Below are 24,485 nucleotides of genomic sequence, written 5' to 3'. Positions count from 1 at the left end.
GAGGTGGTCCCCACAATACCCTGTGCTATTCCGTAACTATTTCGTGACTATTTGGTGAGAATCAGCTTGCCGAGACGCGTGGCGCGCAGCTGGTACGTCTCGCCGTTGTGCGTGATGCTGACGTGGCTGCGTCCCTGCAATAGCGTTTCGCTGTTCACGACGCGGTCGCTTGCGGCCGCCGCCCGGCCTTTCGTTTCGGCGGGGCCATTTGCCGCCGTCGTGATGGCCTTCTGACGGTCCCCGGCGAGCGTGCTCGCCGTGATGGTGGGACGGCGCGGGCCGCTGGTGGAAGAGCGCGTCATGTCATTCATTGCGTCACCGCGTGTTGATTTGTTGAGTTGATTCTAAATGATAATGGTTCGCATTTCCTAGTCTAATGAATTGATTGAAACCGAATGTCGATAGGCATGGTTCATCGTGGCGGGCGCCCGTATGACGCCCCGCCCAGTCCGCTCGTTTAGTGCACCGAATCCGGTTCGCCGCCGCCCAGCATGTACTGGCGGATCAGCCGTACCGTATCGATGTCCGATTCCCGATACGCCGACTTCACGATCTCCTCCGTCTGCCGCGAATCCGCGTCGAGCGCGGCGGGGAGGGTGGTGCGGTACTCGAAGCGCAGGAACAGTTGCAGCTCGTCGGGCTGCTCGATGGTCATGGTGAGCGAGCCGCCCACGTGCGCTTCCGTTGCGAGGATGTCGTAACGGACGCTCTCGTTGGGCACGAGCGTGACACGGTCGCGCACCGTGGCGTGCCCGTAGTGCAGTTCGCGTTCCAGCGTGCTTTCGGTGCGCGACAGGATCGTGCAGCTGTCCAGTCCGAGCACGAACAGTTGCGGTTGTTCGGCACGCAGCACCAGACCGTCCCAGAGCTGTTCGCGCGTCATCGTATCGACGAACGGGTTCAGCGGGTCGTTTACCTGGATCAGATGTTCGAAGTTCAAAACTGCAGTTTCCTCTAAAGACACCCGGCGTAAAGCGGATTCATGCGACCTCGTGCAGCCTTACGCGGCCTCACGCGCGGCGCTAAAAAAGGCCTCAGGCCGCGGCGAGTCCCGTGCGGATCGCGATCGGTCGGCTGAGCACCTTGTGCACCGGACACGCATTGGCGATCTGCAACAGCCGTTCGCGCTGCTCGTCGGACAGATTGCCTTCAAGGACGATCTGCCGGTCGATAGTCGAGCCACTGTCGCCGGTTTCGAGTGAAAGCTTTACACGCACGTTTTCGAGCGGCCAACCCTTGCGCTCGGCATACATCTTCAACGTGATCGACGTGCAGGCACCGAGGCTCGAGAGCAGCAGCGCGAAAGGCGCGGGGCCGCGGTCGCCGCCGCCTGCCGATGCGGGTTCGTCGGCGAGCCACGTGTGCGTGCCGTCGTCGAAGAAAACCTGAAAGGGCTCCGGGCCGGTGTGGGCGGTGACTACAGTGTCTGCCATGCGCGTGTTCCTGAAAACGGTAACGGGGCGCGCCGCGGGCGCGGCGAGCCCCTATTGTGACGGAAAGTGCTGCGGCTTGCGGCGCTCGCGCACGGCGCTCAGTGTGCGATCTGCCCCATGCGGCCGGCCTGGTAGTCGAACACTGCCTGGCGGATTTCATCTTCGGTGTTCATGACGAAGGGGCCGTAGCGCACCACCGGCTCGTTGAGCGGCACGCCGCCGATCAGCAGCACATCGAGCGGTTCGTCGCCTGCGGCGAGCGTCACCGCGTCGCCGTCGTTGCCGAAGATCACCATCTGCTGCGCACCGATTTCCTGACCGTCGGCGCCGTAGCGCCCCATTCCCGACAGCGCGTAGGCGAACACGCGATACTCGCGCGGCACCGGCTGCTCGATGCGCGCGCCGGGCTGCAGCGTGTAGTGCTGATACAGGATCGGCGTGCGCGTTTCGATGGCCGCCTTCACGCCGAGCGCCTCGCCCGCAATCACTCGCGCGCGCACTTTGCCGTCCGCGGAGGTCGCCACGGGAATGCGCGCCGACGGAATCTCCTGATAGCGCGGCGCGATCATCTTGTCTGTGCGCGGCAGGTTCACCCAAAGCTGCAGCCCGTGCACGCGCCCGCCGCGGCGCGTGAATTCCTCACCTGGCATCTCGCTGTGCACGACGCCCGCGCCTGCGGTCATCCATTGCACGTCGCCGGGCCGTAGCGTGCCCGAATGCCCGGCCGAATCCTTGTGGCCGAATTCGCCTTCGAGCATGTAGGTCACGGTTTCGAAACCACGATGCGGATGGTCCGGCGCGCCACGGGCTTCGCCCGGCGCGTAGTCGACCGGTCCCATTTCGTCGAGCAGCAGGAACGGGTCGAAGTCCATCAACATGCGTGTGGGAAACGGGCGGTGGACGATGAAGCCGCCGCCCTCGGTCGTGCGAACAGCGGGATGCGTGCGTTCGATCGTGCGTATCGTGGTCATCGATATGTCACCTCAAAAAAGGGGGAATAGCGTTATTTCTGAAACACCCGGCTATTATAGGAACGGTCTTTACGGCCTTCAGCCGCCCTGCGCGCAATGGATTGTCCTGCTCATGGAACAATGAGATGAAGATCGATTCCCACAACCTGAACGACCTGATGTACTTCTCGCAGGTCGTGGAGCACGGCGGCTTTTCCGCGGCGGAACGCGTGCTCGGCATTTCGAAGTCGCGGCTCTCGCGCCGGCTTTCCGAACTGGAGGCGTCGCTCGGCGTGCGCCTCTTGCAGCGCTCTACGCGCAAGCTCGCGTTGACCGAGGCCGGGCAATTGTTCTACGGACACTGCCAGGCCATGCTGAGCGAGGCGCAGGCGGCCGTGAACGTGGTGCAGTCGCTGCGTGCCTCGCCGCGCGGGACGGTGCGGGTGAGCGTGCCGGTCACGCTTTCGCAGACCATTCTGTCGCGCGCCATTCCGGACTTCATGATTCGTTATCCGGAAGTGCGCGTGGTGATGCGTGTGACCAATCGCGTGGTCGATCTCTTCGAAGACTCGGTCGACGTCGCGTTGCGCGTGCGCTCGGACCCTCCTGAGAACGCCAACATCGTCGTGCGGCCGCTGTGGCGAACCGAGCAGATGCTGGTGGGCGCGCCGAGTCTCTTGAGCCAGAACGCGCCGCCGCTCACGCCGGCGGATCTCTCGCGTTTCGACACGCTCGACACGCCGACCACCGACGGCCGTCACATGTTCCAGCTCATCGCACCGGATGGCACGCGCCACACTCACGAGCACGAACCGCGCCTCATCACGGCGGATCTGTCGACCATCCGCGAAGCGGCGCTCTCGGGTCTTGGCATCGCCGCGTTGCCGGAGATGATGTACGGCGCGGCGCTGCGAACAGGCAAGCTTTCGCCGGTGATGTCGGGCTGGACCCTGCCGACGCCGCAGCTCTACGCTGTCTTCCTCTCGCGCCAGGGGATGGTGCCTGCGGTACGCGCGTTCGTGGATTACCTCGTCGAAGTGCTGGGCACGAGCGATGCCCACGGCGAGTGTCCTCTGCACGAGGACGTGATGGCTGCGGCCGCGGCGAACGCGGCGGCCAGTCGGGACAGTGCGCGTGCGGCGGCGGGTGAACATGCAAGCGCGAAGCCTAAGACCGAGGTGGCATAACGCCACAGCTGCACGCTGCATGCGCAGCCGTCAATGTCGCGAGGCCACGCGCAGCAGGCCTTTTCGCCGGCGCTCATTTCTTTTGTCATTTAAGCGTCGCCGGCAATCACTTCTTTCAATTGCTCAATGCTTGAATGCGCGCGGCACGAGGCCTATATTGAGGGTGCCTTTCGCCAAGCCTGTTGCTTGAGCGGGAGTTGATGGCAGCTATCATAGCGAGCCTTCTAGGGCAGAGCACAACCGTGGCAATCACGGCACGTTGCATGCGTTCGCGCCAGCCACGTCAATGGCTGACGAGTCCGCCGCCCGAATGCGCCGCGTGCGCACGAAAAAAGGCCTTCATCTGACGATGAGGGCCTTTTACTTTGTGTGGGCTCGTTGCGTGTTGCGCAGATGTATCGCTTCGAGCCAGCGGGCGTTTAGCGCGCGTTCGGATCGGTCACGAAACCGATCTTCGTCAACCCGCCCGCCTGCGCGGCGGACATCACCTGCGCCACTTTCTCGTAGGGCACCTTGCGGTCGGCGTTCAGGTGCAGTTCGGGCTGCGGCTGCTGTTGGGCCGCGGCCGCGATCTTCGCGCGCAACGTGTCGAGATCCACCGGCGTCTTGTCCCACACGATCGTGCCGTCGGCCTGCACCGACACACTCACTTGCGCAGGCTTCGTCTCTTCTTTCTGGCTGCTCGCATGCGGCAGGTCGATCTTCACGGCGTGACGGATCACGGGAATGGTGACCATGAAGACGATCAGGAGAACCAACATGACGTCGACGAGCGGCGTCATGTTGATCTCGTTCATCAGGCCGTCGTCATCGTCGGCGGCGAAGGGGCTCATTGCCATGGGATGCCTCGCCTCTCGTTACTGACCGCGCGCGGCGAGCCGCAGATTGTTCTTCGACGACGACAGCTGCGTGCCCGTCACGAAGAACGCATGCAGACCGTGTGCGAAACGCTTCAGCTTGCTCACGACCGCCTTGTTGGCGCGCGTGAGCGCGTTGTAGCCGAGCACCGCCGGAATCGCGACGAAGAGGCCGAACGCGGTCATGATGAGCGCTTCGCCCACGGGGCCGGCCACCTGGTCGATGGACGTCTGTCCCGTCGCGCCGATGGTGAGCAGCGCGTGATAGATGCCCCACACCGTGCCGAACAGACCCACGAACGGCGCCGTGCTGCCCACGGAGGCGAGCACCGCAAGCCCGCTTTGCATGCGCGAGATGGATTCGTCCATCGTGTCGTTGAGGCACCGGGTGATCCAGTCCGATACGTCCATGCGATCGTGCAGATGCGGCTGCGTCTGATGATGATGCTCCGAGGCTTCCTGGCCCGAGAGCGCCAGCGCGAGGAACGGATTGTCGGCGCGTGTGCCGCTGCCGAGCTTGCGCACGCCGTCGGCGAAATCGCCGGAATGCCAGAACGCCTGTTCGGCGTGCTTCGTGAGTCGCTTCAGACGCATCACGTTCCAGCTCTTCAGCGCGATCACGCTCCACGACAGCACCGACATCACCGTGAGCGCGATGGCAATACCACGCGTCACGAAATCCCCTTGCGCCCAGACGTGGGCGATACCGTAGTTCTGCATTTCGATCCTCTTGTTTTGCGTGCCGGTGTCGGCAAAAGCGGCTTCAGTCGTGCAGGCTGAAGTCGAAAGGCTGGGTGTAGGCGGCACGCACCGGTTCGCCGTTTTCCAGGTACGGCTTGCAGGTGCTGTCGCGCATGGCGTCGAGCGCGGCGTCGTCGAGCCGGCTGTAGCCGCTGCTTTTCTTCAGCTCGACGTTCTCGATCGAACCCGTGAGGCCCACTACGAAGCGCACGTAGGCGATGCCTGTCTCGCCGCGGCGCTTCGAGAGGGCGGGGTAGTCGGGCTGGGCAATGCGGCAATCCAGATGCGAGACGTTGCGAGGCGCGTTCAGGGCCATGGCCTGCCTGGCAGGCGCCGACGGTGCGGCCGCGGGGCTTGAGGGCGCCGCAGGCGTGGTCGCAGGAGCCGGCGTGGCCGCGGGGCCCGGCGCCGGCGTTGCGTCCTGAGCCGAAGGCGCCGCTGTTTGCGGCAACGGCGTCGGTGCAGGCTTGGGCACCACCTTCTGCTGAGGCTTGGGCGGCGTTTTGGTTTTTTCGCGTACGACGGGCGGCGCAGGCCTCGGCTCCGGCGTCGACTGGATCGCGGCCGGGGCCGCCGCCGCTTCGGGCCGCAGCAACTCGGCAGTAATGGTGTGCGACTCGAGCGCGAGCGGCTGGGCGTTCTCGTTGCGCACGCGCAGCGCGACGGCCAGCAGCGCGGCATGGATGGCGGCCACAGCCGCGACCGCAACGACAACGCGGGGCTTCATGCGAAAGGAGGGAGCCGGGTTCATGCCGGCATGGAGACTGAAAACCTGCATGTTAGCGTGGTCGCGTGGCCGGGCGCTCGACGAAAAGGCGGCTTTTCGCAAAGTGCGGCGTCATTTGTGGAAGATCAGCAGAGAAATGCACAGCGTCATGACGAAACCCATCAGCAATTCCATCCCGGACTCCTCGTCGAGAATGAGCGTCAGCTGGCTGGTTTCGGAACTGGCTTGCTGTCGGTGGTGAAGAGAAGCGCGAAGCGGTGCGTACGGTGGGTACGTCACGCGCCTGGGAGCGGCGCTTCAGTGAAACGTGTACCTCAGCGCTCGTGGCGCAACGCGATGCTCACGTTGAATCCGCGGGGCCGGCTGTCCCGGCGCGCGCTGCATTGCCGGGTGGGGCGCCGAAGCCGTGTCATGCCGCTTTGCGTCCGTAGAACGTAACTGCGGCCGTGACGGGCTGCGCGGCCGGACGACCGTGTGCTACGCCGCACTGGCTCGCGCAGACACCGCTCTCGGCCATGATCTGGCGGACGGTTTCCTCGCACTTGCCGCAGCACGTCGCCACGCCAAGCTCGAACTGGAGCTCCTCGAACGTGTCGACGCCTTCCGCAATGGATGCGCGAATCTTCCGGTCGGAAACAGACTTGCAGACACAGACGATCATGGCTTGAGTGATAGCTAACGTTAATGCGAATTATTATCATTATGTTGGGTGCATTTGGCAAGCCCCGGCCCTCTCCCCAGAAGGGATTTTTGTAACAAAACCAGTCACATGCGAGTGGATGGGGCGAGAGTGGGGCGACAGCGGCCTGCTGAGTGGCCTGCTGAGTGAGGCTGCTGAGGCGCCTGTGGGCGTGTCGGTCGACGGGGCGGCGGGGCCTTCTGGCCCCTCGGTGGCCCAGCGGCGGCGGGCCTTGCGGGCCGCAGGCGCTGAGCGGGTCGGTTGTGTCTCGTGGGAAGAGCGGCAGCCCTCAGGCCGCTTGCGGCGCCGTCGCGGTTCGTCGCGACGGAATATCGACGCTTTCCACCGGTGCGTCGATTTGTAGCAGTGTGAGTGCCAACTGACGCAGATGGGCCCCATCGCCCGTCGAGCAGAACCGCGGCGGCAATGGTGCGGCGGCGGATTCGGCCAGCAAATCGTGCTGGGCGAGCACGCGTTCAAGCTGGCGCGCAATGGCCACGCTCGTGTCGATGAGCGTCATGCGTTCGCCCACGATGTCGCGGATGGTGGCATCGAGAAACGGATAGTGCGTACAGCCCAGCACGAGCGTGTCCGCGCCGGCCTCGAGCATCGGCGCGAGGTAGCCCTCGAGCCGCGCCCGCATCTCGGGCGAGCCGACGTCGCAGCGTTCGATGGCTTCCACGAGCCCGTGCCCGGGCTGGCACAGAAAGCGGCAGTCGGCGCCGTGGCGCTGGAGCAGTGCCTGAAAGCGTGCGCTTGCCAGCGTGACCTGGGTCGCGAGCACGCCCACCACGCGCGACTTCGACTGCTGCACGGCAGGCTTGATACCGGGTTCCACGCCGACGAGCGGCACGGAAAGCTTCTCGCGCACCAGTGCGATTGACTCCGCCGTCGCCGTGTTGCAGGCCACCACGAGTGCCTTCGCGCCTTGCGCCACGAGCCACGAGCAGATGGCGAGCGTGCGGTCGGCGATGAAGTCGGCGTCGCGTGCGCCGTAAGGGGCGTAGCGGGAGTCAGCGGCGTAGATGATCGATTCGCCGGGCAGCATCGCGCGCACCGCGCGCAAGACGGAGAGGCCGCCCAGCCCCGAATCGAAGATGCCGACCGGTGCCTGGCGAAGCAGGGACGGGCCGGACGTGACGGCGGGCGCGAGCGCGCCCAGGTTCGGGCTCATATCGGATTAGACGGATCAGGACTCGGCGGAACCCATGGCGGACTGCTGGTAGTTCTGAATGCCGACCTTGTCGATGAGATCGAGCTGGGTTTCGAGCCAGTCGATGTGTTCTTCGGTGTCGTCGAGAATCTTCACGAAGATTTCGCGCGAGACGAAATCGCGCACCGACTCGCAATACGCGATGGCTTCCTTGCAGGTGGCCTGCGAGCCCTGTTCGAGCTTCAGGTCGCACTCGAGGATTTCCTTCGTTTCCTCGCCCACGAGCAGCTTGTGCAGGTCTTGCAGGTTCGGCAGCCCGTCGAGCATGAAGATACGTTCGATCAGCCAGTCGGCGTGCTTCATCTCGCCGATCGACTCGTCGTACTCGTGCTTGCCGAGTTTCTCGAGGCCCCAATGCTTGTACATCCGTGCATGCAGGAAATACTGATTGATCGCGGTGAGCTCGTTCTTCAACTGCGCATTCAGATATTCGAGGACTTTCTTGTCGCCTTGCATGGTGATGTTCCTTGTGTCTTTTAGGGGCTTCGGCAAGATTTCAGCCGGGGTTTCGACCGAGGTTCTCAACGATAAACGCTGGAACCGCAAAAGCCAAGGCCGGCGGCCTTACTGGCCATTCCCGAACGCACCAGGGCCAGCCGCTACGGCTGGCCCTGGTGCGTTGCAGGCGCTCTTGCGGGCGCCGCGTTCAGACACGTTCAGACCGGGTTCAAACCAGGATTCAGGCCGTGGCGACCGGAATCTTGCCGATCTTCGCCTGCCATTCCTTCGGACCGGTCTGGTGTACCGACGTGCCGGTCGAATCGACGGCCACGGTCACGGGCATGTCCTGCACGTCGAACTCGTAGATCGCTTCCATGCCGAGGTCTTCGAACGCGAGTACCTTCGCACCGCGAATCGCCTTCGACACGAGGTACGCCGCGCCGCCCACGGCCATCAGGTAAGCGGCCTTGTGCTTACGAATTGCCTCGATGGCCACCGGGCCGCGCTCGGCCTTGCCGATCATCGAGATGAGGCCCGTTTGCGCGAGCATCATTTCCGTGAACTTGTCCATGCGCGTCGCCGTGGTGGGGCCGGCCGGGCCCACCACTTCGTCGCGTACCGGATCGACCGGACCGACGTAATAGATCACGCGGTTCGTGAAGTCCACGGGCAGCTTCTCGCCCTTCGCGAGCATGTCGGCGATGCGCTTGTGCGCGGCGTCGCGGCCCGTGAGCATCTTGCCCGAGAGCAGCAGCGTCTGGCCCGGCTTCCAGCCCGCGACTTCCTCGGGCGTGAGCGTGTTGAGGTCCACGCGCTTGCTCGTTTCCGTGTTCGGCTGCCACTGGACCTTCGGCCAGGCGTCGAGCGAGGGCGGTTCGAGTTTCGCGACGCCGGAGCCGTCGAGCGTGAAGTGCGCGTGACGCGTAGCCGCGCAGTTCGGGATGATGGCGATCGGCTTGGACGCGGCGTGCGTCGGCGCAGCCATGATCTTCACATCGAGCACGGTAGCGAGGCCGCCCAGGCCCTGAGCGCCGATGCCGAGCGCGTTGACCTTCTCGTGCAGTTCCACGCGCAGTTCCTCGATCCAGTCCTGCGGGCCGCGCGCGATGATCTCCTGAATGTCGATCGGGTCCATCAGCGATTCCTTTGCCATCAGCATCGCCTTCTCTGCGGTGCCGCCGATGCCGATGCCGAGCATGCCCGGCGGGCACCAGCCCGCGCCCATCGTCGGCACGGTCTTGAGCACCCAGTCGACGATCGAATCCGACGGGTTGAGCATGGCGAACTTCGACTTGTTTTCCGAGCCGCCGCCCTTGGCCGCCACCTGCACGTCGACCTTGTCGCCCGGCACGATCTCGTAGTGGATCACGGCGGGCGTGTTGTCCTTCGTGTTCTTGCGGGCGCCCTCGGGCGGATTCACGATCGAGGCGCGCAGCACGTTGTCGGGATGCGTGTAACCGCGGCGCACGCCTTCGTTGATCATGTCGGTGACGCTCATGGTGGCGCCGTCCCACCGCACGTCCATGCCGACCTTCACGAACACCGTCACGATGCCCGTGTCCTGGCAGATCGGGCGGTGGCCTTCGGCGCACATGCGGCTGTTGGTGAGGATCTGCGCGATGGCGTCCTTCGCCGCGGGGCTCTGTTCGAGCTCATAGGCGCGGCCGAGCGCCTGGATGTAGTCGAGCGGATGGTAGTAGCTGATGTACTGCAGAGAATCCGCAATGCTCTGGATCAGGTCTTCCTGTTTGATGACGGTCATGACTAGGCTCAGTGGGGACGGGGACAACGTTGTGCCGGCAGGGCACGGCGTTGTTCGCCGTGCCCTGCCGGCGAATTCAGTGTTGTGTATCGATGGCGGCGGGGGCCGCAGCAGCGGGCTGACGCGCCGCGAGTTCGTGAAAGTGCTCGGGATGCGTGCTCGTGGTCAACCGGTCGATCCACGCCATCACGAGCGCCGACACGAGGAACGCGCCGTGGATGATGACCTGCCACATCACCGTGTGCGTGGAGTGCTTGTCGGGATCGATGAACGTCTTGAGCAGATGGATCGACGAGATGCTGATGAGCGCCATGGCGAGCTTCACCTTGAGCACGCCGGCGTTCACGTGGTCGAGCCATTCGGGCTCGTCGGGATGGCCTTCCACGCCGAGCCGCGACACGAAGGTCTCGTAGCCGCCGATGATCACCATGACGAGCAGGTTCGAGATCATCACCACGTCGATCAGGCCGAGCACGATCAGCATGATGCTGGTCTCGTCGAGCGACATGGAGGCCGTCACCAGATGCCAGACCTCTTTGAGGAAGAGGACCACGTACACGCCTTGCGCGACGATGAGGCCGAGATAGAGCGGCACCTGCAGCCAGCGGCTCATGAAAATCAGCCGGGGGAGCGGACGCATGGGCCGGCGGGCGCCGGTTAGCGGGTCGGGACGTGCAGCGGACATAGACAGTGACGGTATAGGCAGGTGGCGCTGGCGGGTCGGCAACGGGCCGGTTAATGGGCCAGTCAGCGGGCCGGTTAATGGGCCAGTCAATGGGCCGGTCAGCGGACCGTTGCGCCGCAATTCGCGGTACGGGCCGGCGGCGCACGTGAAGGGCGCTGCGCGGCGGGCGCGTTATTGTACAGCGTGGCGGACATCGACCGCCGCGGCGCGGGCGACGCGCGCCGTGTTTGCGCGTCATGTCTTGCTGTCGTCGATGCGGCCGCTCAGGTGCCGCGGTCATTCACGACCATTCAAGAGGTCACAGGCGGCACCCGCCTGCTCTTGAGGCTCGCGAGCGCGATGCCCGCCACCACGCAGGCAAGCGCTACACCGTGCGCGAGCGTGGGGCGCTCGCCGAGAAACACGATGCCGTAGGCCGCCGCGGCCACCGGCAATACCGCGCTGAACACGCCGGCCAGACTGCCAGGCACATGCCGGATTCCCTTCATCCACAGCCAGAACGAAAAGATGCTGGCCGACAGCGCGTACCAGAGCGCGAGCGCCCAGATGCCGGCCGGCACGGCGGCGAAATGGAACTGTGCGAGCGGCGCGATGCCGAAGGGCAGCATGAGCAACAGACCGAAGAAATGCGTGTAGGCGCAGATGTCGATGGGCGCGAGGGTCTGGGTAAGGCGCCGCGACAGGATCACGTAAAGCGACTCGCAGCACACGGCGCCGAGCACCATCAGGTTGCCGGCCACGGAAGATGCCGCCTCGCCGCCGGCTGCGTCACTGGCATGGGCAAGATTGATGACCACGACGCCCACCACGGCGAGCGCGATGGAAGCGAGTGCGCGGCCGTCGGGCCGCTCGCGCAGGAAGAGCCACGAAAACAGTGCGACGACGGCGGGAATGGTGCTCGTGATCACGCCGGCCGCGACCGCGCTCGTGCGATGCACGCCGTTGAGCATGAGCAGCGTAAACCCGAATGTACCGAACAGCGCCTGAAGGAACAGATTGAACCATTCGCCCCGTTTCACCTGTTTCATCTTCGACAGGCGCAAGAGCGGCCACAGCACGGCCATGGCGATCACGAAACGCAGGAGCGCAAAGAAGGGGACGGGAACAAAGGCGACGATCGATTTGCCGATGCCGACATTGCTGCCCACGAGCAGCATGGCGGCGATGAGAAACAGCGCGTATCGGTTCAAGCTTCAATCCGGTGGGCAGGTCAGTTAGCATTGTAAGAGCCTGCTTACGAGGGCGCATAGCGCGATCTCGCGCGTACCGAAGCGAGGGCGTTCGGAGCGCCGCGGCTCACGCGTAAGTGCTCGGTAAGTTACCGCGCTTATCGTTGCAGGCGGACGGGGCGGTGGCCGCCGCGGTTCTGCCATGGTGCAGTGCCGCATGCGGCGCCGCATGTCGTACCGTTTCGCGGCGCATCGGGTGGTTCGCTCATCGAGCGTTCACGGATGCCATGCGCGAGGGTTGGAGACAGATACGGACGGTCCGCCATGAGCGGCGCCGCCAAAGATACGGTGCGCAGCATGCGTACCACAACGGTTTCACGTTTCATCTTCACCAAGGGGTAGTCGATGTCTGCGATTGAATCGGTTCTTCAGGAACGCCGTGTGTTTCCGCCGCCCGCCGCCATGACGGCGAGCGCATCCGTGCCCGGCATGGATGCCTACCTCGCACTCGTAGCGGAAGCGGAGCGCGATTACGAAGGTTTCTGGGCGCGTCTTGCACGCGAGACGCTCACGTGGAAGAAGCCTTTCACGAAGGTACTCGACGAGTCGAATGCGCCGTTCTACACGTGGTTCGAGGACGGCGAACTCAACGCGTCGTACAACAGCCTCGACCGCCACGTCGAAGCGGGCAACGGCGAGCGCGTCGCCGTGATCTTCGAGGCTGACGACGGCACGGTCACCCCGGTCACCTATAGCGATCTGCTTGGGCGCGTGTGCCGCTTCGCCAATGCGCTCAAGAAGCGCGGCATCAAGAAGGGCGACCGCGTGGTGATCTACATGCCGATGTCGATCGAAGGCATCGTCGCCATGCAGGCCTGCGCGCGCATCGGCGCCACGCACTCGGTCGTGTTCGGCGGGTTCTCGTCGAAGTCGCTCAACGAGCGGCTCGTCGACGTGGGCGCCACCGCGCTCGTGACTTCCGACGAGCAGATGCGCGGCGGCAAGGCGCTGCCGCTCAAGAACATTGCCGACGAAGCGCTCGCCATGGGCGGCTGCGAGGCCGTGAAGAGCGTGATCGTCTATCGCCGCACGGGCGGCAAGGTGGCCTGGGACGAAGGCCGCGACCTCTGGATGCACGAGGTCGTTGCGAACGAGTCCGACACCTGCGCGCCCGAATGGGTAGGCGCCGAGCATCCGCTCTTCATCCTCTATACGTCGGGCTCCACGGGCAAGCCGAAGGGCGTGCAGCACAGCACGGGCGGCTTCCTGCTGTGGGCGGCCCAGACCATGAAGTGGACCTTCGACTGGAAGCCCAACGACATCTTCTGGTGCACGGCCGACATCGGCTGGATCACGGGCCACAGCTACATCACCTACGGCCCGCTCGCGATGGGCGGCACGCAGGTCGTGTTCGAAGGCGTGCCGACGTACCCGAACGCCGGCCGCTTCTGGGACATGATCGCGAAGCACAAGGTGAACGTGTTCTACACGGCGCCTACGGCGATCCGCTCGCTCATCAAGGCCGCTGAAGCGGATGCGAAGGTGCATCCGAAGAGCTACGACCTGTCGAGCCTGCGCATTCTCGGCACCGTGGGCGAGCCGATCAATCCGGAAGCCTGGGTCTGGTACCACGAGAACGTGGGCGGCGCGCGCTGCCCGATCGTGGACACGTGGTGGCAAACCGAGACGGGCGGCCACATGATCACGCCGCTGCCGGGCGCAACGCCGCTCGTGCCGGGCTCGTGCACGCTGCCGCTGCCGGGCATCACGGCCGCGATCGTCGACGAAACGGGCCAGGACGTACCGAACGGGCAGGGCGGCATCCTCGTGGTCAAGCGGCCGTGGCCTTCCATGATCCGCACCATCTGGGGCGACCCGGAGCGCTTCAAGAAGAGCTATTACCCCGAGGAACTGGGCGGCAAGCTCTATCTCGCAGGCGACGGCAGCGTGCGCGACAAGGAGACCGGCTACTTCACGATCATGGGCCGCATCGACGACGTGCTGAACGTTTCCGGCCACCGCCTCGGCACCATGGAGATCGAGTCCGCGCTCGTCGCGAACCCGCTCGTGGCGGAAGCAGCTGTGGTGGGCCGTCCCGACGACACGACCGGCGAGGCCGTGGTCGCGTTCGTGGTGTTGAAGCGCGCACGTCCTGAGGGCGAGGAAGCCGTGAAGCTCGCCAACGAACTGCGCGCCTGGGTCGGCAAGGAGATCGGGCCGATCGCCAAGCCTAAGGACATCCGCTTCGGCGAGAACCTGCCCAAGACGCGCTCGGGCAAGATCATGCGACGCCTGCTGCGCTCCCTCGCAAAGGGCGAAGCGATTACGCAGGACGTGTCGACGCTCGAGAACCCGGCGATTCTCGAACAGCTCGGCGAGTCGGCGTGAAGTAACGATCTGAGGCACCAGCCTGATCCACCGGCCTGACGCAAAGAGCAGGCCAAAAAAACGCGCTGCGCGGACAATCCCGATTGCCTGCGCAGCGCGTTTTTGCTACATAGGCGCATGACCGCGCCGCACCTCTCTTCCCGAACCCCGATCAATCCCTTGCCCGAGCCGCCTGTGGTCACGCAGGCCATGGCGCGTGCGCATCGCCGTTACTGGCGCTTCAACGTCGCACTGATCGCGGTGCTGATGACGATCGGTTTTCTCGTCTCTTTCGTCGTGCCGCTCGTGGCGCCCCGTGTTGCCGATGTGCGTTTTGCGGGCTTCAGCCTGCCGTTTTATCTAGGGGCGCAGGGCGCCATTCTCGTGTACCTGGCGCTCATCGCCATCTACATCGTGTTGATGCAGCGCGCGGACCGCGTGCTGCTGACCACCCTCAACGAAGAGGCCGCTGCGCTGGCCGGTCAACGCCAGCCCAGCGCATGAAGCTCGTCCATCGACTCATTCGCTCCTACGCGCTCTATACGGTCGGCTTTCTCGCCTTCATCTATGCGCTGTGGCGCGTCGAGTTGACGACCGGGCCCGGCATGTGGATCGGCTACGTGTTCCTGTTCGTGCCGATTGCCGTCTATGCCGTGATCGGTCTGCTGTCGCGCACGTCGGACCTCGTCGAGTACTACGTCGCAGGGCGGCGCGTGCCGTCCGTGTTCAACGGCATGGCCACGGCGGCCGACTGGCTGTCGGCGGCGTCGTTTATCGGCCTTGCGGGATCGATCTATGCCACCGGCTACGACGGCCTTGCCTACATGATGGGCTGGACCGGCGGCTACTGCCTCGTGGCCTTTCTGCTGGCGCCCTACGTGCGCAAGCTGGCGCGCTACACGATTCCCGACTTTCTCGGCACGCGCTTTTCCAGCAACCTCGTGCGCGGGCTCGCCGCGGCAGCCGCGATTCTGTGCTCGTTCGTCTATCTCGTCGCACAGATCCAGGGCGTAGGGCTCATCGCGACGCGCTTCATCGGCGTGGACTTCGCGATCGGCATCTTCTGCGGGCTCGCGGGCATTCTGGTGTGTTCGTTTCTGGGCGGCATGCGCGCGGTGACGTGGACGCAGGTCGCGCAGTACATCATTTTGATCGCTGCGATCCTCATTCCTGTCTCGCTGATTGCCCACAAGGACGGGCTCGGCTGGGTCCCGCAGTTCAACTACGGGCGGCTCATGGCACGTGTGGAAGGCCTCGAGCAGAACGTGCGCGATGCGCGCGGCGAAGAGAGCGTGCGCGAACAGTACCGGCTCGACGCGCAGCAATGGCAGACGAAGCTCGACACGCTGCCGCAGTCGTACGTGAAAGAGCGTGGCCGGATCGTCGATGAACTCAACGACCTGCGCCGCCACAACGGACCGCTGCGGCAGATCGATGCCCGCGAGCGCGCGCTCGCGGCGTTCCCACGCGACGCCGATGCCGCGCGCGTCGTGTGGACCCGCAATCGCGACGACCTGCTCGCGCGGGCCGCGGCCCCTGTGCCGATGCGCGAGCCGTTTCCCGCCGCCACCGACGAAGAGCGCCGCACGCACGAGCGCAATTTCCTCGCGCTGCTGCTGTGCCTGTCGCTCGGCACGGCGAGCCTGCCGCACATTCTCACGCGCTACAACACGACCACGTCGGTGGCGTCGGCGCGCCGCTCGGTGGGCTGGACGCTCGTGTTCGTCGCGCTTTTCTATCTGACGGTGCCGGTGCTGGCCGTGCTGATCAAGTACGAGATCCTGACCAGTCTTGTCGGTCATCGATTTGCGGATCTGCCGCGCTGGGTGATCGAATGGCATCGCGTGGAGCCATATCTGATCAGCGTGATCGACGTGAACGGCGACGGCTTCGTGCGATGGAGCGAGATCCATATGCAGCCCGACATGGTGGTGCTCGCGGCGCCTGAGATCGCGGGGTTGCCGTACGTGATGTCGGGGCTCATTGCGGCGGGCGCGCTGGCCGCCGCGCTTTCGACCGCGGACGGCCTGCTGCTCACGATCGCGAACGCGCTTTCGCACGATGTCTACTATCACATGGTGGCGCCGCGTGCGTCGAGCCAGCGGCGCGTGACGATATCGAAGATCCTGCTGCTCGGCGTGGCGCTGTTCGCGTCGTGGGTGGCCTCGCTCAACACGGGCAACATTCTGTTTCTCGTGGGGGCGGCGTTTTCTCTCGCGGCGTCGAGCCTCTTTCCCGTGCTCGTGCTGGGCGTGTTCTGGAAGCGCACGACACGGCTCGGCGCCGTGGCGGGCATGGTGGCGGGGCTCGCCGTCTGCGTCTACTACATCGTTGCGACCTATCCGTTCTTCACTCAACTGACGGGGTTCGTGGGGGCACGATGGTTCGGCATCGAGCCGATCAGCTCTGGCGTATTCGGCGTGCCGGCCGGCTTCCTCGTTGCCATCGCGGTGAGCCTGCTGGACCGCAAACCGGACGCTTACACGGTGGCGCTGGTGGACTACATCCGGCATCCGTGAAGGGCGCGCGACGCCCTTTGTGCCGGGCGCCAGGACTCTGCTATAATTCGCCTCCCGCCGGAGAGATGGATGAGCGGTTTAAGTCGCACGCCTGGAAAGCGTGTATAGGTTAATAGCCTATCGGGGGTTCGAATCCCCCTCTCTCCGCCAGAATTTGGCGGAAAACCCCGTAAAGTCAAAATGACTTGCGGGGTTTTTTGTTTTGCGACCCGTCATCGAGCCCGGATTCGCCTCCCGGCTGAATGTCGCACCTGCGGTCATTGGTAGGGACAGATTGCAGTTGGGGCTGGTGGTCACTCAAGATCGTCTCGGCAATGAACCACGGCCCCCGTGCCATCGCCCATTAGATATCCGCGTAGGCCGGTAGCAAGTCCTGAGCGCCCAACCGGATTTCAATGCGGTTCGCCACCTCGACATGCTCAGGTTTGTCCACGGAAAACAGAGCGTCCGTCACGCTGACGATGATCGTCCCAATTTGCTTCCCGTCCTCGCCCTTCACAGGAATTAGCGCTCGCGCCTCCGGAACCTGCTGAATGGTGATTTTCCGAGGCAGGTAGATCATCCAGCCGACACCGCGCTTGTCATCAAACACCTGTCTCGGTGAATACTTGCGCGGTGCAGCTGTTACGTACGCGGGTGCATAGCTGACCACTACAGCTTGCCAGTTGAGGGTTCGACATCGTCGTGACCATGCCCAGGCCATCCACGCGAAAGCGTAGCCGTTGATCCACCAGAAAAGCTGTCATATTTGGAAATCCGAAAGCGAAACGTTGTGCGCCTACGATGGATCGATAGGGTTCGATGCCTTGGAACATATTGAACATCAGCAGGATGGTGTTCGCACGGCTTGCGGATAGTGCCGGCCGTAGCGGCGCGAGTTGGCGTTCGGGACCGGTGACGATTGCTAGATCGTAGGGTGTAGTCGGGTCGAGCAAGGACACGACCTCGATCGGAGCGCGTCGCCCGTCGATGGTTATGATTGCGCCGTCGCGAGCCAGGGCGTCAAAGCGCGCACCGCATGCCAAGACAGTGAGGTCATGGCCGGCTTGGGCAAGGCAGAAGGCCACGGTGCTTCCGATCCGCCCCGCGCCAATCACGATGATTTTCACGAGTGTTGATTTCCACAAGCAAATCGCGCGTCACAGGCGAGCGCCCGAAATGTACTTCGCGCGCGGGCGCAGTAGAAACGCCTGCGAGCGTTGTTCGAGCACATGCGCCACCCATCCGGCCGTGCGGCTGACGATCCACAGGGCGGTCGCGGTGCCGTCCGGCAAACCGAGCGCACGCGCCAGCGTCACGAGCGCGATCGCGACGCCGGGATGCATGCCGAGCTTCTGCTTCACGAGATCGAGAAAATCGAGCGTCGGCCGGGTCGCTGGCGTCGCGTGGCGCAGCGCGCGCACCTGTTCGAGAATCAGATTGGCGCGCGCGTCGCCGTCGGGATAGAGTGGGTGGTTGAAGCCGAACAGGCTCGCGCCGTACTCGCGCACGAGTTGCAGACGCGCGGCAACCTCGCCTGCAGCGATGTCGCGCAGCAGCAGCGTTTCGACTTTTTCGGTGGCGGTGCCCGTCGAAAAGCCGACGTGCGAGCCGATCGCCGCAGTGAGGCAGTTGAACAGGTCCGCATGCGTCGAAGCCGCCACGCGCGCGGCGAACGTGGCGGGCGCCAGTTCGTTGTCAGCGAGCACGGTGAGCGCGCCGTTGATCGCGAACAGTGCGTCCGGTGTGCGCTTTCCGCCCGCCGCGCGCAGCAGATGCGCGGCGAGACTTTCGCCCGGATCGCGCGCGATGAAGGCCCGCTTACGGCTCAGAAAACCAAGGCATCCGGCCATGGTCTGCATCGACAGACGCGCGCACTGAACCGCGCTGCCGTCGGAGATTTCGGCCGCGCCGCGTCCTTGCATCGCGAGCGCGAGCGGCACCATGCCGAGCAGATTCGCGATGTCTCCGGCACGCAGTTTTCCGGCATACGCATGAAAGAGCGGCAGCACGTCTGACGGCGTGTCGAGCGTGCTCCATGCGGTGACGCCGTCCTGCCAGATGCCCGTCATCAGCAATTGCGACACGGATTCGAACGACGCCCCCGCCTTCGCCAGGTCAACAGCCGAACGGTTGCGATACGCCGGGCCTTCCGGCGTGATATGCGTGACGGCCGACGCGAGCACCGGCTCACCCCAGCGCATCGTCGATTCGGCCGACACCGCGCGCGGCGTGCGCCCGCGCTTGCGGCTCCCGACCCGCTCGACGTCCGCGCGCACGTACAGGCTCCGCCGCCCGTCGTCGTGCGGCGCCGTGCCTATCAGCCCACGGCTTACGTACGAATACAGCGTGCCCGGCTTGATCCGCAAGCGGTCGAGCACTTCTTCCCGGGTCATCAAATCTCTGGGCGCCATCGATCAATCTAATCAACATAAATAGGGATTCCCGAATCTTAGCCGACGCGGCGGGCTTTTGAAGCGGAATCGTGACCGGCCTGGTGGCCTAAGCCAGCCGGCCGGGCTACCAGTTGCAGCATCGCGTCGATTTTATATTGATTTGAAATATCAATCTTGATCGCCGAAATCGGTGAGGGTAATTTTCGACTCGAAATCAACTGTTGCGCGCAACACGACGATGCGCGCGGCGCTTTGAGGAGACTGCACGATGCATGACCTGAGACGCGAATTCGCGCCCGCGCAAGCAAGTTTTGTCGATCAGACGGGACAGCGCGCACGCGAAAACCACTACTGGGCGCCCGTGATCATGAGCCGCGAACAGATCGACGCGGAAGTTGAACGCCTCGCGTCGCTGCCGAAGCCCGCCGACGGCCACCGCCAGTCACTGATCGTGCACCCGTCGGCACGTGAGGGATCGTTGGGTCTTGCGCCGGGCATTCGGGTGTCGCTTCAGGTGCTGTTGCCGGGCGAGTCGACCGAGCCTATGCGCCACAACGCGACGGAAGTGAACTTCTGCATCCGCGGCGGCGGCTCGACGCGCGTCGCTGGCCGCACGATCGGCTTCAAACAGTACGACGTTTGGAACCACCCGGCTTTCGTTGCGTATTCGCATACCAACGACACGAGTGACGTGCAGGTGCGCCTCGTCTATTCGAACATTCCGCTGCTGCAGCACATGGAAGTCTACGTGTGCGAGTTCGGCGTCGAACTCGAAGCGCCGCCCGAAACCATGACGATGCATGCGAGCGACGATCCCAAGCACCGTAATCCGTTCGGCACTTTTCCAATCGGCGAGGACGGCGGTCTGTTGATGCCGTATGAAACGTTGATCAATCCGCAAGTCGTTGAATCCACACCGCTGCATTTTCCGTGGCAGCAAGTGAAAGCCGAACTCGACAAGCTCGAAGCACTCGGCGCGGACTACGTCGGACGGCGTCTGTACATGATGTACAACCCCGTCACCGGCCGCACCAACGGCATCACGCCGAACTTCTTCGCAACAATGACCATCCGCCCGCCGAAGATCGTAGATCGTCCGCATCGGCATGTGTCTGCGGCGATCAACTATTACTTCTCCGGCAGCGGCTACAGCATGGTTGCGGGCAATCGCTACGAGTGGAAAGCGGGCGATCTGATGCTCTCCGCGCCCGGCTGGGCCGTGCACAACCACGCGTCCTACGACGACTACGTGTACGAACTGACGATTCAGGATCAGCCGCTCAACATCTATATGCAGTCGCTGTTGTGGCAGGAAAGCCTGAAGGAACCGCCCGCGCTGCTCGGCACGCAAACGGGGTTTTCGACCAACCGCTCCAGCGCGAAAGCGGCCTGATTTCATTGTCGAGGAAAGCAAAATCATGCGTGAGCTCTCATGGCTGAAGGGATCGATTACGCCGATCGTCACGCCGTTCCAGAAGGATCAGGTCGATTACGACACGTACGCGAAACTGATCGACTGGCAGATCGTCAATGGCGGGCACGGCGTGCTCGTCAACGGCACGACGGCCGAACCGAGCGTGTTGAGCGTCGAAGAACGCAATCGCCTCGTCGACGTCGCGATCGAAGCAGTGCAGGGCCGCGTGCCCGTGCTCGCTGCGACGGGCTCGCAATCGCATGCGGAAACCATCGCGCTCACCGAACACGCGGATAAAGCGGGTGTCGACGGCATGCTGGTGGTGACGCCGTACTACATCCGTCCGCCACAGCGCGGACTCGTCGAGTATTACGTCGATATCGGCAGGCGCACCGACAAGCCGCTGCTGATCTATCACATTCCGGGCCGCGCGGCCGTCAATATGGAACTCGCCACCGTAAAGGCGATCCGCGAGCGTGTGCCGAATCTCGTCGGCATGAAGCACGCGGTCAACGACATGGGCTTCGTTACGCACATGCTCGACGCGTTCGGTGACGATTGGCGCGTGTTCGTCGGGCTCGAAGAGTTGAGCTTTCCGATGCTAGCGGTGGGCGCGTGCGGGCTGATGAATGCGGTCGGCAACCTCGCGCCGCGCAAGGTCGCCGATCTCGTCGAAGCGGTCGAGCGCAACGATTGCGCGACCGCGCGCAAGCTGCATTTCGCGCTGTTCGAGCTGAACCAGTCGGTGTTCTACGACACGAACCCGATCCCGATCAAATACATGATGAAGCGCATGGGTCTGCTGCGCGAGAATGATCATCGTCTGCCGATGATGCCCGCGACCCGCGAACTCGAAGCGCGTCTCGACGGCGTGCTCGATCGCGCCGGTCTGATCTGATGGAGACGACGATGAGCGAGCGAATTCCCCGCCTGGAAATGTCCGACATGCGCGCCGACCTCGCCGCGTATCTGACGCCGCGCGTCGAGCGTTTGCGTTATCTCGGCGAACTGTTCAAGTGCGCGGGCAACGCGCCCGACGTCACGCTGACCTTCATGCATTTCACGGATGCGCTGAAGGAGGCGCTGCCGGATCGCTTGACCGAACTCGGTGCGCTGACGGTTGCGAGTTTCATGGAGAACCGCTATGAGCGGCATCAACACGAGCGGTTAAGCGAGAAACTCGGTTTCGCGCGCGAGTGGATTGCGGAGATCAAGCGGCTCGAGCCATCGATATCGACGGCGTTGAATGACATTGATCGAGCCGCGCAAGCGTATGCGCTCAAGGCGCTGCGCACGCGTGGGCTCGACGCGCAGGCTGAATTCGACGCATTTGCCGCGCTCGTCACGCCCGCCGAGGCGATGGCGTTCGTGTTGCTGATCGGCCGTTACGTCACGCATGCGATCGCGGTGAATACGCTGGGCCTGCAGCCGCCCGTGCCGTCGATTTTCGACAAGGAAAGCTGATATGTCAGAACCGGTCTGGATTTCGGAGCAACAGGTTGTCGCGATGATGAACCTGTCTGGCGCGATCGCCGCGCTGGAATCGGGCCTCGCGCAACAGGCGAGCGGTGCGGCGACCAACATGAGCAAGACGCATGTCGCTTGGGGACACAGCAATCTTCACGCGATCGGTGCGGCGTTTCCGCAGGCGGGCATGATCGGCACGAAGACCTGGGCGCACACGGACGGCGGCGCGTGTCCGCTGCTGGTTCTCTTCGATAGTGAAAACGGTCAGTTGCGCGCGATCGTCGAAGCGTTCGCGCTCGGACAGATGCGCACGGGCGGTATTTCGGGGGTTGCGACGAAATGGCTCGCGCGGCCGGACGCCGACGTGTTCGCGTTGATCGGTACGGGCAAGCAGGCGATCTCGCAGCTTGCGGCCGTCGCGGCGGTGCGGAAGCTGAAGCTCGCGCGTGTGTTCAGTCCTACGGCCGACAAGCGGCGCGCGTTCATCGACAAGGCGCGCGCGAAGTTTACGGGCATCGAAATCGTCGAGGCGAAGTCTGTGGAAGAGGCCGTCGCGAATGCACCGATCGTTACCACGGTCACGCGCGCGACGGAAGCGTTTCTGTCCGCGTCGGCGCTAGCGCGTGGGACGCACGTGAACGCGGTCGGTGCGATCACGAGCGACCGCGTCGAGCTCGCCGACGACGTGTTCGCGCGTTGCACGAAAGCGGTCGTCGACGACACCGGCACGGCGCGGCGTCTGTCGACGGAATACATTCGCGCGTTTTCCACGGGGAAAAACGAAGCCGATGGCTGGAGCCGTGTGCTGCCGCTGTGCGACGTCGTCGCGAAACGAATCGCGCGCGATGCGGACGATGATCTGACGATCTTCAAGGCGATGGGAATGGGTGTTTCCGATGTGGCGCTCGGCATGCGGCTCGTCGAACTGGCGCGCGAACGCGGACTCGGCGCGCCGCTGCCGCAACCTCGCCGCGAAGCACCGCGGCTCGATTGAGCGGCCGATTCAGCGGTCGTAGAGGCGCTGCATCAGCTTGCCAAGCAGGGCGACTTCGGCTTCGGTGAGATTCGCGGTCCATGCGGCTTCGTACGCCTCCAGTTCCGCGTCGAGCCGCGCGAGCGCTTCGCGGCCCGCTTTCGTCAGCACGAGGAACTGATTGCGTTTGTCCGATTCGTCGGTGGCGCGCCCGACATAATTGAGGCCTTCGAGGCGTGACATGCTGCGCACCAGGTTGGTCCGCTGCACGTGCAGGGTATCGGCGATGGCGGTCTGCGTGACGCCGTCGTTCGTTTCGAGCAGCGCGAGGATGCAGTAATCGACGGGACGAATGCCGTGCTGGTCGAACACGGGTTCGAGTAGTGCGTTCTTGAAGTTTTCTATCTGGCGGATGTGATAGCCGAGGCGGCGCTGCAGGAATCGCTGATCGAGCGTGGCACTGCTCCAGCCGCCTGGAGTCAGCGCTTTGGTGTTCAGCGTGACGTCGAGGTTGTCGTCGGAAGGCATGGGTGAGTCTGTCCTGAAGCGGTCGATAGAAGTAGTGGGGCAGTCTAAGTAGAACTACCCATGGAGTGCAAGCAAACGCGTATCTAAGATACGTATCAATGATACATGATCAACGATACCCGTTACCCGGAGAAAACATGAACTACGAAACCTTGCGCGTCGACATCGATAACCGTACCGCCACGATTACGCTGAATCGTCCGAACAAGCGCAATTGTATGAGCCCGCAACTGCATCGCGAGATGACGGATTTGCTGGAGAAACTGCGCTACGACGACAACGTCTCGGTGCTGGTGTTCACGGGCGCGGGCGAAGCCTTTTGCGCGGGGATGGACCTGAAGGAGTTCTTCTTCGAAACGAAAGATTCGCCCGCGCGCTTCGACGAAATCTTCCGCACCGCGTGCGAATGGCGCGGCCGCACGCTGCGCTACTACCCGAAGACGACGATCGCGATGATCAACGGCTTCTGTTTCGGCGGCGCGTTTTCGATCGTCGAAGGTTGCGATCTCGCGGTCGCTGCGAATAACGCGACGTTCGGCTTGTCCGAAGTGAACTTCAAGCTGTTTCCGGGCGGCACGGTGTCGAAGTCGCTCGCCAATCTGCTGCGTCCGCGCGAAGCACTCTTTTATGCGCTGACGGGCCGTCCGTTCGACGGCACGGAAGCGGCGCGCATCGGCCTGATCAACTACGCGGTGCCCGCGAGCGAATTGCGCACCTTCACGATGGACATCGCGCAGGAGATCGCGCAGAAGGATCTCACTGCGTTGCGCGCAACAAAGGACGGCTATCGCTACGCGCTCGAAATGAGCTGGGACGCGTCGATCAACTACACGCTCGCCAAGCAGGTCGAACTGAAATCCCTGCAGGCGAGCATGGAAAGCGGCGACTGGGTCGAAGCCGGCATCAACGATTTCCTGAAGGGCGAATACAAGCCGGGCCTGGAAACGCATGGCCAGAGCGCGCAGCGCCGTTCGTAACGTCATCGCACGATCACGGAA

25 protein-coding genes, 1 tRNA gene and 1 pseudogene are annotated in these 24,485 nt (G+C 63.8%); 10 read left to right on the top strand and 17 right to left on the bottom strand.

Annotation, left to right across the window (positions count from 1 at the left end):
* Positions 1 to 47 precede the first annotated feature (47 nt).
* The 4 genes from hemP to PXJ20_RS06710 all read right to left on the bottom strand — a co-directional run bounded on the left by hemP (position 48) and on the right by PXJ20_RS06710 (position 2,404).
* Entirely contained in the window at positions 48 to 311 is a 264-nt protein-coding gene (gene hemP / locus PXJ20_RS06725; RefSeq protein ID WP_421029610.1) for a hemin uptake protein HemP, read from the bottom strand.
* A 146-nt stretch (positions 312 to 457) separates the two neighbouring features.
* Positions 458 to 940 carry an SRPBCC family protein gene (locus PXJ20_RS06720; protein ID WP_017776223.1) on the bottom strand — a complete coding sequence of 161 codons (483 nt, stop codon included), beginning with the start codon at positions 938 to 940 and terminating at the stop codon, positions 458 to 460.
* 94 nt (positions 941 to 1,034) lie between these two features.
* The gene (locus tag PXJ20_RS06715) at positions 1,035 to 1,433 is read right to left on the bottom strand and encodes an OsmC family protein (protein ID WP_017776224.1); all 399 of its coding nucleotides are present in this window, start codon (positions 1,431 to 1,433) and stop codon (positions 1,035 to 1,037) included.
* Positions 1,434 to 1,531: 98 nt separating this feature from the next.
* Positions 1,532 to 2,404, bottom strand: a complete 873-nt coding sequence (locus PXJ20_RS06710) for a pirin family protein (protein ID WP_421029609.1) — start codon at positions 2,402 to 2,404, stop codon at positions 1,532 to 1,534.
* A gap of 125 nt (positions 2,405 to 2,529) precedes the next feature.
* On the opposite strand from PXJ20_RS06710, the gene PXJ20_RS06705 reads away from it, so the two are divergent.
* Positions 2,530 to 3,570 (top strand): LysR family transcriptional regulator, encoded by a 1,041-nt coding sequence (locus tag PXJ20_RS06705; RefSeq protein ID WP_421029608.1) that lies wholly within the window; start codon positions 2,530 to 2,532, stop codon positions 3,568 to 3,570.
* 419 nt (positions 3,571 to 3,989) lie between these two features.
* On the opposite strand, the gene PXJ20_RS06700 is transcribed toward PXJ20_RS06705, so the two are convergent.
* The 9 genes from PXJ20_RS06700 to PXJ20_RS06660 form a co-directional block, all read right to left on the bottom strand.
* Complete coding sequence (locus PXJ20_RS06700; protein WP_017776227.1) at positions 3,990 to 4,409, bottom strand: ExbD/TolR family protein; 420 nt, start codon at positions 4,407 to 4,409, stop codon at positions 3,990 to 3,992.
* Between the two features lie 18 nt (positions 4,410 to 4,427).
* On the bottom strand, positions 4,428 to 5,147 hold the full coding sequence (locus tag PXJ20_RS06695) for a MotA/TolQ/ExbB proton channel family protein (RefSeq protein WP_277596624.1): 720 nt from the start codon (positions 5,145 to 5,147) through the stop codon (positions 4,428 to 4,430).
* Positions 5,148 to 5,190: 43 nt separating this feature from the next.
* A complete protein-coding gene (locus PXJ20_RS06690; protein ID WP_421029607.1) occupies positions 5,191 to 5,946 on the bottom strand; it encodes a TonB family protein in 756 nt (251 codons plus the stop codon).
* Positions 5,947 to 6,304: 358 nt separating this feature from the next.
* Positions 6,305 to 6,556, bottom strand: coding sequence for a (2Fe-2S)-binding protein (locus PXJ20_RS06685; RefSeq protein ID WP_017776231.1), 252 nt, complete (start codon positions 6,554 to 6,556; stop codon positions 6,305 to 6,307).
* A 307-nt stretch (positions 6,557 to 6,863) separates the two neighbouring features.
* Positions 6,864 to 7,748, bottom strand: a complete 885-nt coding sequence (murI, locus tag PXJ20_RS06680; RefSeq protein WP_277596621.1) for a glutamate racemase — start codon at positions 7,746 to 7,748, stop codon at positions 6,864 to 6,866.
* A gap of 15 nt (positions 7,749 to 7,763) precedes the next feature.
* Positions 7,764 to 8,243, bottom strand: coding sequence for a bacterioferritin (gene bfr, locus PXJ20_RS06675; RefSeq protein ID WP_017776233.1), 480 nt, complete (start codon positions 8,241 to 8,243; stop codon positions 7,764 to 7,766).
* A 223-nt stretch (positions 8,244 to 8,466) separates the two neighbouring features.
* Complete coding sequence (locus tag PXJ20_RS06670) at positions 8,467 to 9,990, bottom strand: fumarate hydratase (RefSeq protein WP_042299783.1); 1,524 nt, start codon at positions 9,988 to 9,990, stop codon at positions 8,467 to 8,469.
* Positions 9,991 to 10,066: 76 nt separating this feature from the next.
* The gene (locus PXJ20_RS06665; RefSeq protein WP_081601877.1) at positions 10,067 to 10,675 is read right to left on the bottom strand and encodes a TIGR00645 family protein; all 609 of its coding nucleotides are present in this window, start codon (positions 10,673 to 10,675) and stop codon (positions 10,067 to 10,069) included.
* A 290-nt stretch (positions 10,676 to 10,965) separates the two neighbouring features.
* Positions 10,966 to 11,865, bottom strand: coding sequence for a DMT family transporter (locus tag PXJ20_RS06660; protein ID WP_421029606.1), 900 nt, complete (start codon positions 11,863 to 11,865; stop codon positions 10,966 to 10,968).
* A 384-nt stretch (positions 11,866 to 12,249) separates the two neighbouring features.
* Here PXJ20_RS06660 and acs point away from each other — a divergent pair, with 384 nt between their 5' ends.
* The 4 genes from acs to PXJ20_RS06640 all read left to right on the top strand — a co-directional run bounded on the left by acs (position 12,250) and on the right by PXJ20_RS06640 (position 16,880).
* Complete coding sequence (acs, locus tag PXJ20_RS06655) at positions 12,250 to 14,232, top strand: acetate--CoA ligase (RefSeq protein WP_199540421.1); 1,983 nt, start codon at positions 12,250 to 12,252, stop codon at positions 14,230 to 14,232.
* Between the two features lie 117 nt (positions 14,233 to 14,349).
* A complete protein-coding gene (locus PXJ20_RS06650) occupies positions 14,350 to 14,715 on the top strand; it encodes a DUF4212 domain-containing protein (protein WP_033351366.1) in 366 nt (121 codons plus the stop codon).
* The gene (locus PXJ20_RS06645) at positions 14,712 to 16,730 is read left to right on the top strand and encodes a sodium:solute symporter family protein (protein ID WP_017776239.1); all 2,019 of its coding nucleotides are present in this window, start codon (positions 14,712 to 14,714) and stop codon (positions 16,728 to 16,730) included. The genes PXJ20_RS06650 and PXJ20_RS06645 overlap by 4 nt, the downstream gene beginning before the upstream one ends.
* A gap of 59 nt (positions 16,731 to 16,789) precedes the next feature.
* Positions 16,790 to 16,880 (top strand) — tRNA-Ser (locus PXJ20_RS06640).
* 193 nt (positions 16,881 to 17,073) lie between these two features.
* On the opposite strand, the pseudogene PXJ20_RS06635 reads toward PXJ20_RS06640, so the two are convergent.
* The 3 genes and pseudogenes from PXJ20_RS06635 to PXJ20_RS06625 form a co-directional block, all read right to left on the bottom strand.
* Positions 17,074 to 17,385, bottom strand: a pseudogene (locus tag PXJ20_RS06635) (immunity 52 family protein); the annotation flags it as partial.
* On the bottom strand, positions 17,315 to 17,827 hold the full coding sequence (locus PXJ20_RS06630) for a ketopantoate reductase family protein (RefSeq protein ID WP_421030935.1): 513 nt from the start codon (positions 17,825 to 17,827) through the stop codon (positions 17,315 to 17,317). The gene PXJ20_RS06630 and the pseudogene PXJ20_RS06635, both read right to left, overlap by 71 nt.
* A gap of 42 nt (positions 17,828 to 17,869) precedes the next feature.
* Positions 17,870 to 19,105 carry a citrate/2-methylcitrate synthase gene (locus PXJ20_RS06625; protein ID WP_421029605.1) on the bottom strand — a complete coding sequence of 412 codons (1,236 nt, stop codon included), beginning with the start codon at positions 19,103 to 19,105 and terminating at the stop codon, positions 17,870 to 17,872.
* A gap of 268 nt (positions 19,106 to 19,373) precedes the next feature.
* Here PXJ20_RS06625 and PXJ20_RS06620 point away from each other — a divergent pair, with 268 nt between their 5' ends.
* Genes PXJ20_RS06620 through PXJ20_RS06605 form a run of 4 tightly spaced genes read left to right on the top strand, consistent with a single transcriptional unit; the run spans position 19,374 to position 22,980 of the window.
* Positions 19,374 to 20,498, top strand: coding sequence for a cupin domain-containing protein (locus PXJ20_RS06620; RefSeq protein ID WP_421029604.1), 1,125 nt, complete (start codon positions 19,374 to 19,376; stop codon positions 20,496 to 20,498).
* A gap of 25 nt (positions 20,499 to 20,523) precedes the next feature.
* A complete protein-coding gene (gene dapA, locus PXJ20_RS06615; RefSeq protein WP_421029603.1) occupies positions 20,524 to 21,417 on the top strand; it encodes a 4-hydroxy-tetrahydrodipicolinate synthase in 894 nt (297 codons plus the stop codon).
* 11 nt (positions 21,418 to 21,428) lie between these two features.
* Positions 21,429 to 21,983, top strand: a complete 555-nt coding sequence (locus tag PXJ20_RS06610) for a hypothetical protein (RefSeq protein WP_421029602.1) — start codon at positions 21,429 to 21,431, stop codon at positions 21,981 to 21,983.
* Between the two features lies 1 nt (position 21,984).
* A complete protein-coding gene (locus PXJ20_RS06605; protein WP_421029601.1) occupies positions 21,985 to 22,980 on the top strand; it encodes an ornithine cyclodeaminase family protein in 996 nt (331 codons plus the stop codon).
* 9 nt (positions 22,981 to 22,989) lie between these two features.
* Here the strand turns inward: PXJ20_RS06605 and PXJ20_RS06600 are convergent, their stop codons facing one another.
* A complete protein-coding gene (locus PXJ20_RS06600) occupies positions 22,990 to 23,487 on the bottom strand; it encodes a MarR family winged helix-turn-helix transcriptional regulator (protein WP_017776262.1) in 498 nt (165 codons plus the stop codon).
* A 137-nt stretch (positions 23,488 to 23,624) separates the two neighbouring features.
* On the opposite strand from PXJ20_RS06600, the gene PXJ20_RS06595 reads away from it, so the two are divergent.
* Positions 23,625 to 24,464, top strand: coding sequence for a p-hydroxycinnamoyl CoA hydratase/lyase (locus tag PXJ20_RS06595; protein ID WP_421029600.1), 840 nt, complete (start codon positions 23,625 to 23,627; stop codon positions 24,462 to 24,464).
* The last annotated feature ends 21 nt before the right edge of the window (positions 24,465 to 24,485 follow it).

Origin of the sequence: Paraburkholderia sp. A1RI_3L, assembly GCF_048957895.1 — a bacterium.
Lineage (GTDB): Bacteria > Pseudomonadota > Gammaproteobacteria > Burkholderiales > Burkholderiaceae > Paraburkholderia > Paraburkholderia kururiensis.
Note: the sequence above shows the minus strand (reverse complement) of the source record. Positions and strands in the feature narration are given on the sequence as shown.

Bases quoted from the DNA above. Each gene is read 5' to 3' on its own strand.
- hemP (WP_421029610.1), bottom strand. From the start codon at position 311: ATGAATGACATGACGCGCTCTTCCACCAGCGGCCCGCGCCGTCCCACC.
- PXJ20_RS06715 (WP_017776224.1), bottom strand. From the start codon at position 1,433: ATGGCAGACACTGTAGTCACCGCCCACACCGGCCCGGAGCCCTTTCAG.
- PXJ20_RS06710 (WP_421029609.1), bottom strand. From the start codon at position 2,404: ATGACCACGATACGCACGATCGAACGCACGCATCCCGCTGTTCGCACG.
- PXJ20_RS06705 (WP_421029608.1), top strand. From the start codon at position 2,530: ATGAAGATCGATTCCCACAACCTGAACGACCTGATGTACTTCTCGCAG.
- PXJ20_RS06700 (WP_017776227.1), bottom strand. From the start codon at position 4,409: ATGGCAATGAGCCCCTTCGCCGCCGACGATGACGACGGCCTGATGAAC.
- PXJ20_RS06695 (WP_277596624.1), bottom strand. From the start codon at position 5,147: ATGCAGAACTACGGTATCGCCCACGTCTGGGCGCAAGGGGATTTCGTG.
- PXJ20_RS06690 (WP_421029607.1), bottom strand. From the start codon at position 5,946: ATGCAGGTTTTCAGTCTCCATGCCGGCATGAACCCGGCTCCCTCCTTT.
- PXJ20_RS06685 (WP_017776231.1), bottom strand. From the start codon at position 6,556: ATGATCGTCTGTGTCTGCAAGTCTGTTTCCGACCGGAAGATTCGCGCA.
- murI (WP_277596621.1), bottom strand. From the start codon at position 7,748: ATGAGCCCGAACCTGGGCGCGCTCGCGCCCGCCGTCACGTCCGGCCCG.
- bfr (WP_017776233.1), bottom strand. From the start codon at position 8,243: ATGCAAGGCGACAAGAAAGTCCTCGAATATCTGAATGCGCAGTTGAAG.
- PXJ20_RS06670 (WP_042299783.1), bottom strand. From the start codon at position 9,990: ATGACCGTCATCAAACAGGAAGACCTGATCCAGAGCATTGCGGATTCT.
- PXJ20_RS06665 (WP_081601877.1), bottom strand. From the start codon at position 10,675: ATGTCCGCTGCACGTCCCGACCCGCTAACCGGCGCCCGCCGGCCCATG.
- acs (WP_199540421.1), top strand. From the start codon at position 12,250: ATGTCTGCGATTGAATCGGTTCTTCAGGAACGCCGTGTGTTTCCGCCG.
- PXJ20_RS06650 (WP_033351366.1), top strand. From the start codon at position 14,350: ATGACCGCGCCGCACCTCTCTTCCCGAACCCCGATCAATCCCTTGCCC.
- PXJ20_RS06645 (WP_017776239.1), top strand. From the start codon at position 14,712: ATGAAGCTCGTCCATCGACTCATTCGCTCCTACGCGCTCTATACGGTC.
- PXJ20_RS06625 (WP_421029605.1), bottom strand. From the start codon at position 19,105: ATGACCCGGGAAGAAGTGCTCGACCGCTTGCGGATCAAGCCGGGCACG.
- PXJ20_RS06620 (WP_421029604.1), top strand. From the start codon at position 19,374: ATGCATGACCTGAGACGCGAATTCGCGCCCGCGCAAGCAAGTTTTGTC.
- dapA (WP_421029603.1), top strand. From the start codon at position 20,524: ATGCGTGAGCTCTCATGGCTGAAGGGATCGATTACGCCGATCGTCACG.
- PXJ20_RS06610 (WP_421029602.1), top strand. From the start codon at position 21,429: ATGAGCGAGCGAATTCCCCGCCTGGAAATGTCCGACATGCGCGCCGAC.
- PXJ20_RS06605 (WP_421029601.1), top strand. From the start codon at position 21,985: ATGTCAGAACCGGTCTGGATTTCGGAGCAACAGGTTGTCGCGATGATG.
- PXJ20_RS06600 (WP_017776262.1), bottom strand. From the start codon at position 23,487: ATGCCTTCCGACGACAACCTCGACGTCACGCTGAACACCAAAGCGCTG.
- PXJ20_RS06595 (WP_421029600.1), top strand. From the start codon at position 23,625: ATGAACTACGAAACCTTGCGCGTCGACATCGATAACCGTACCGCCACG.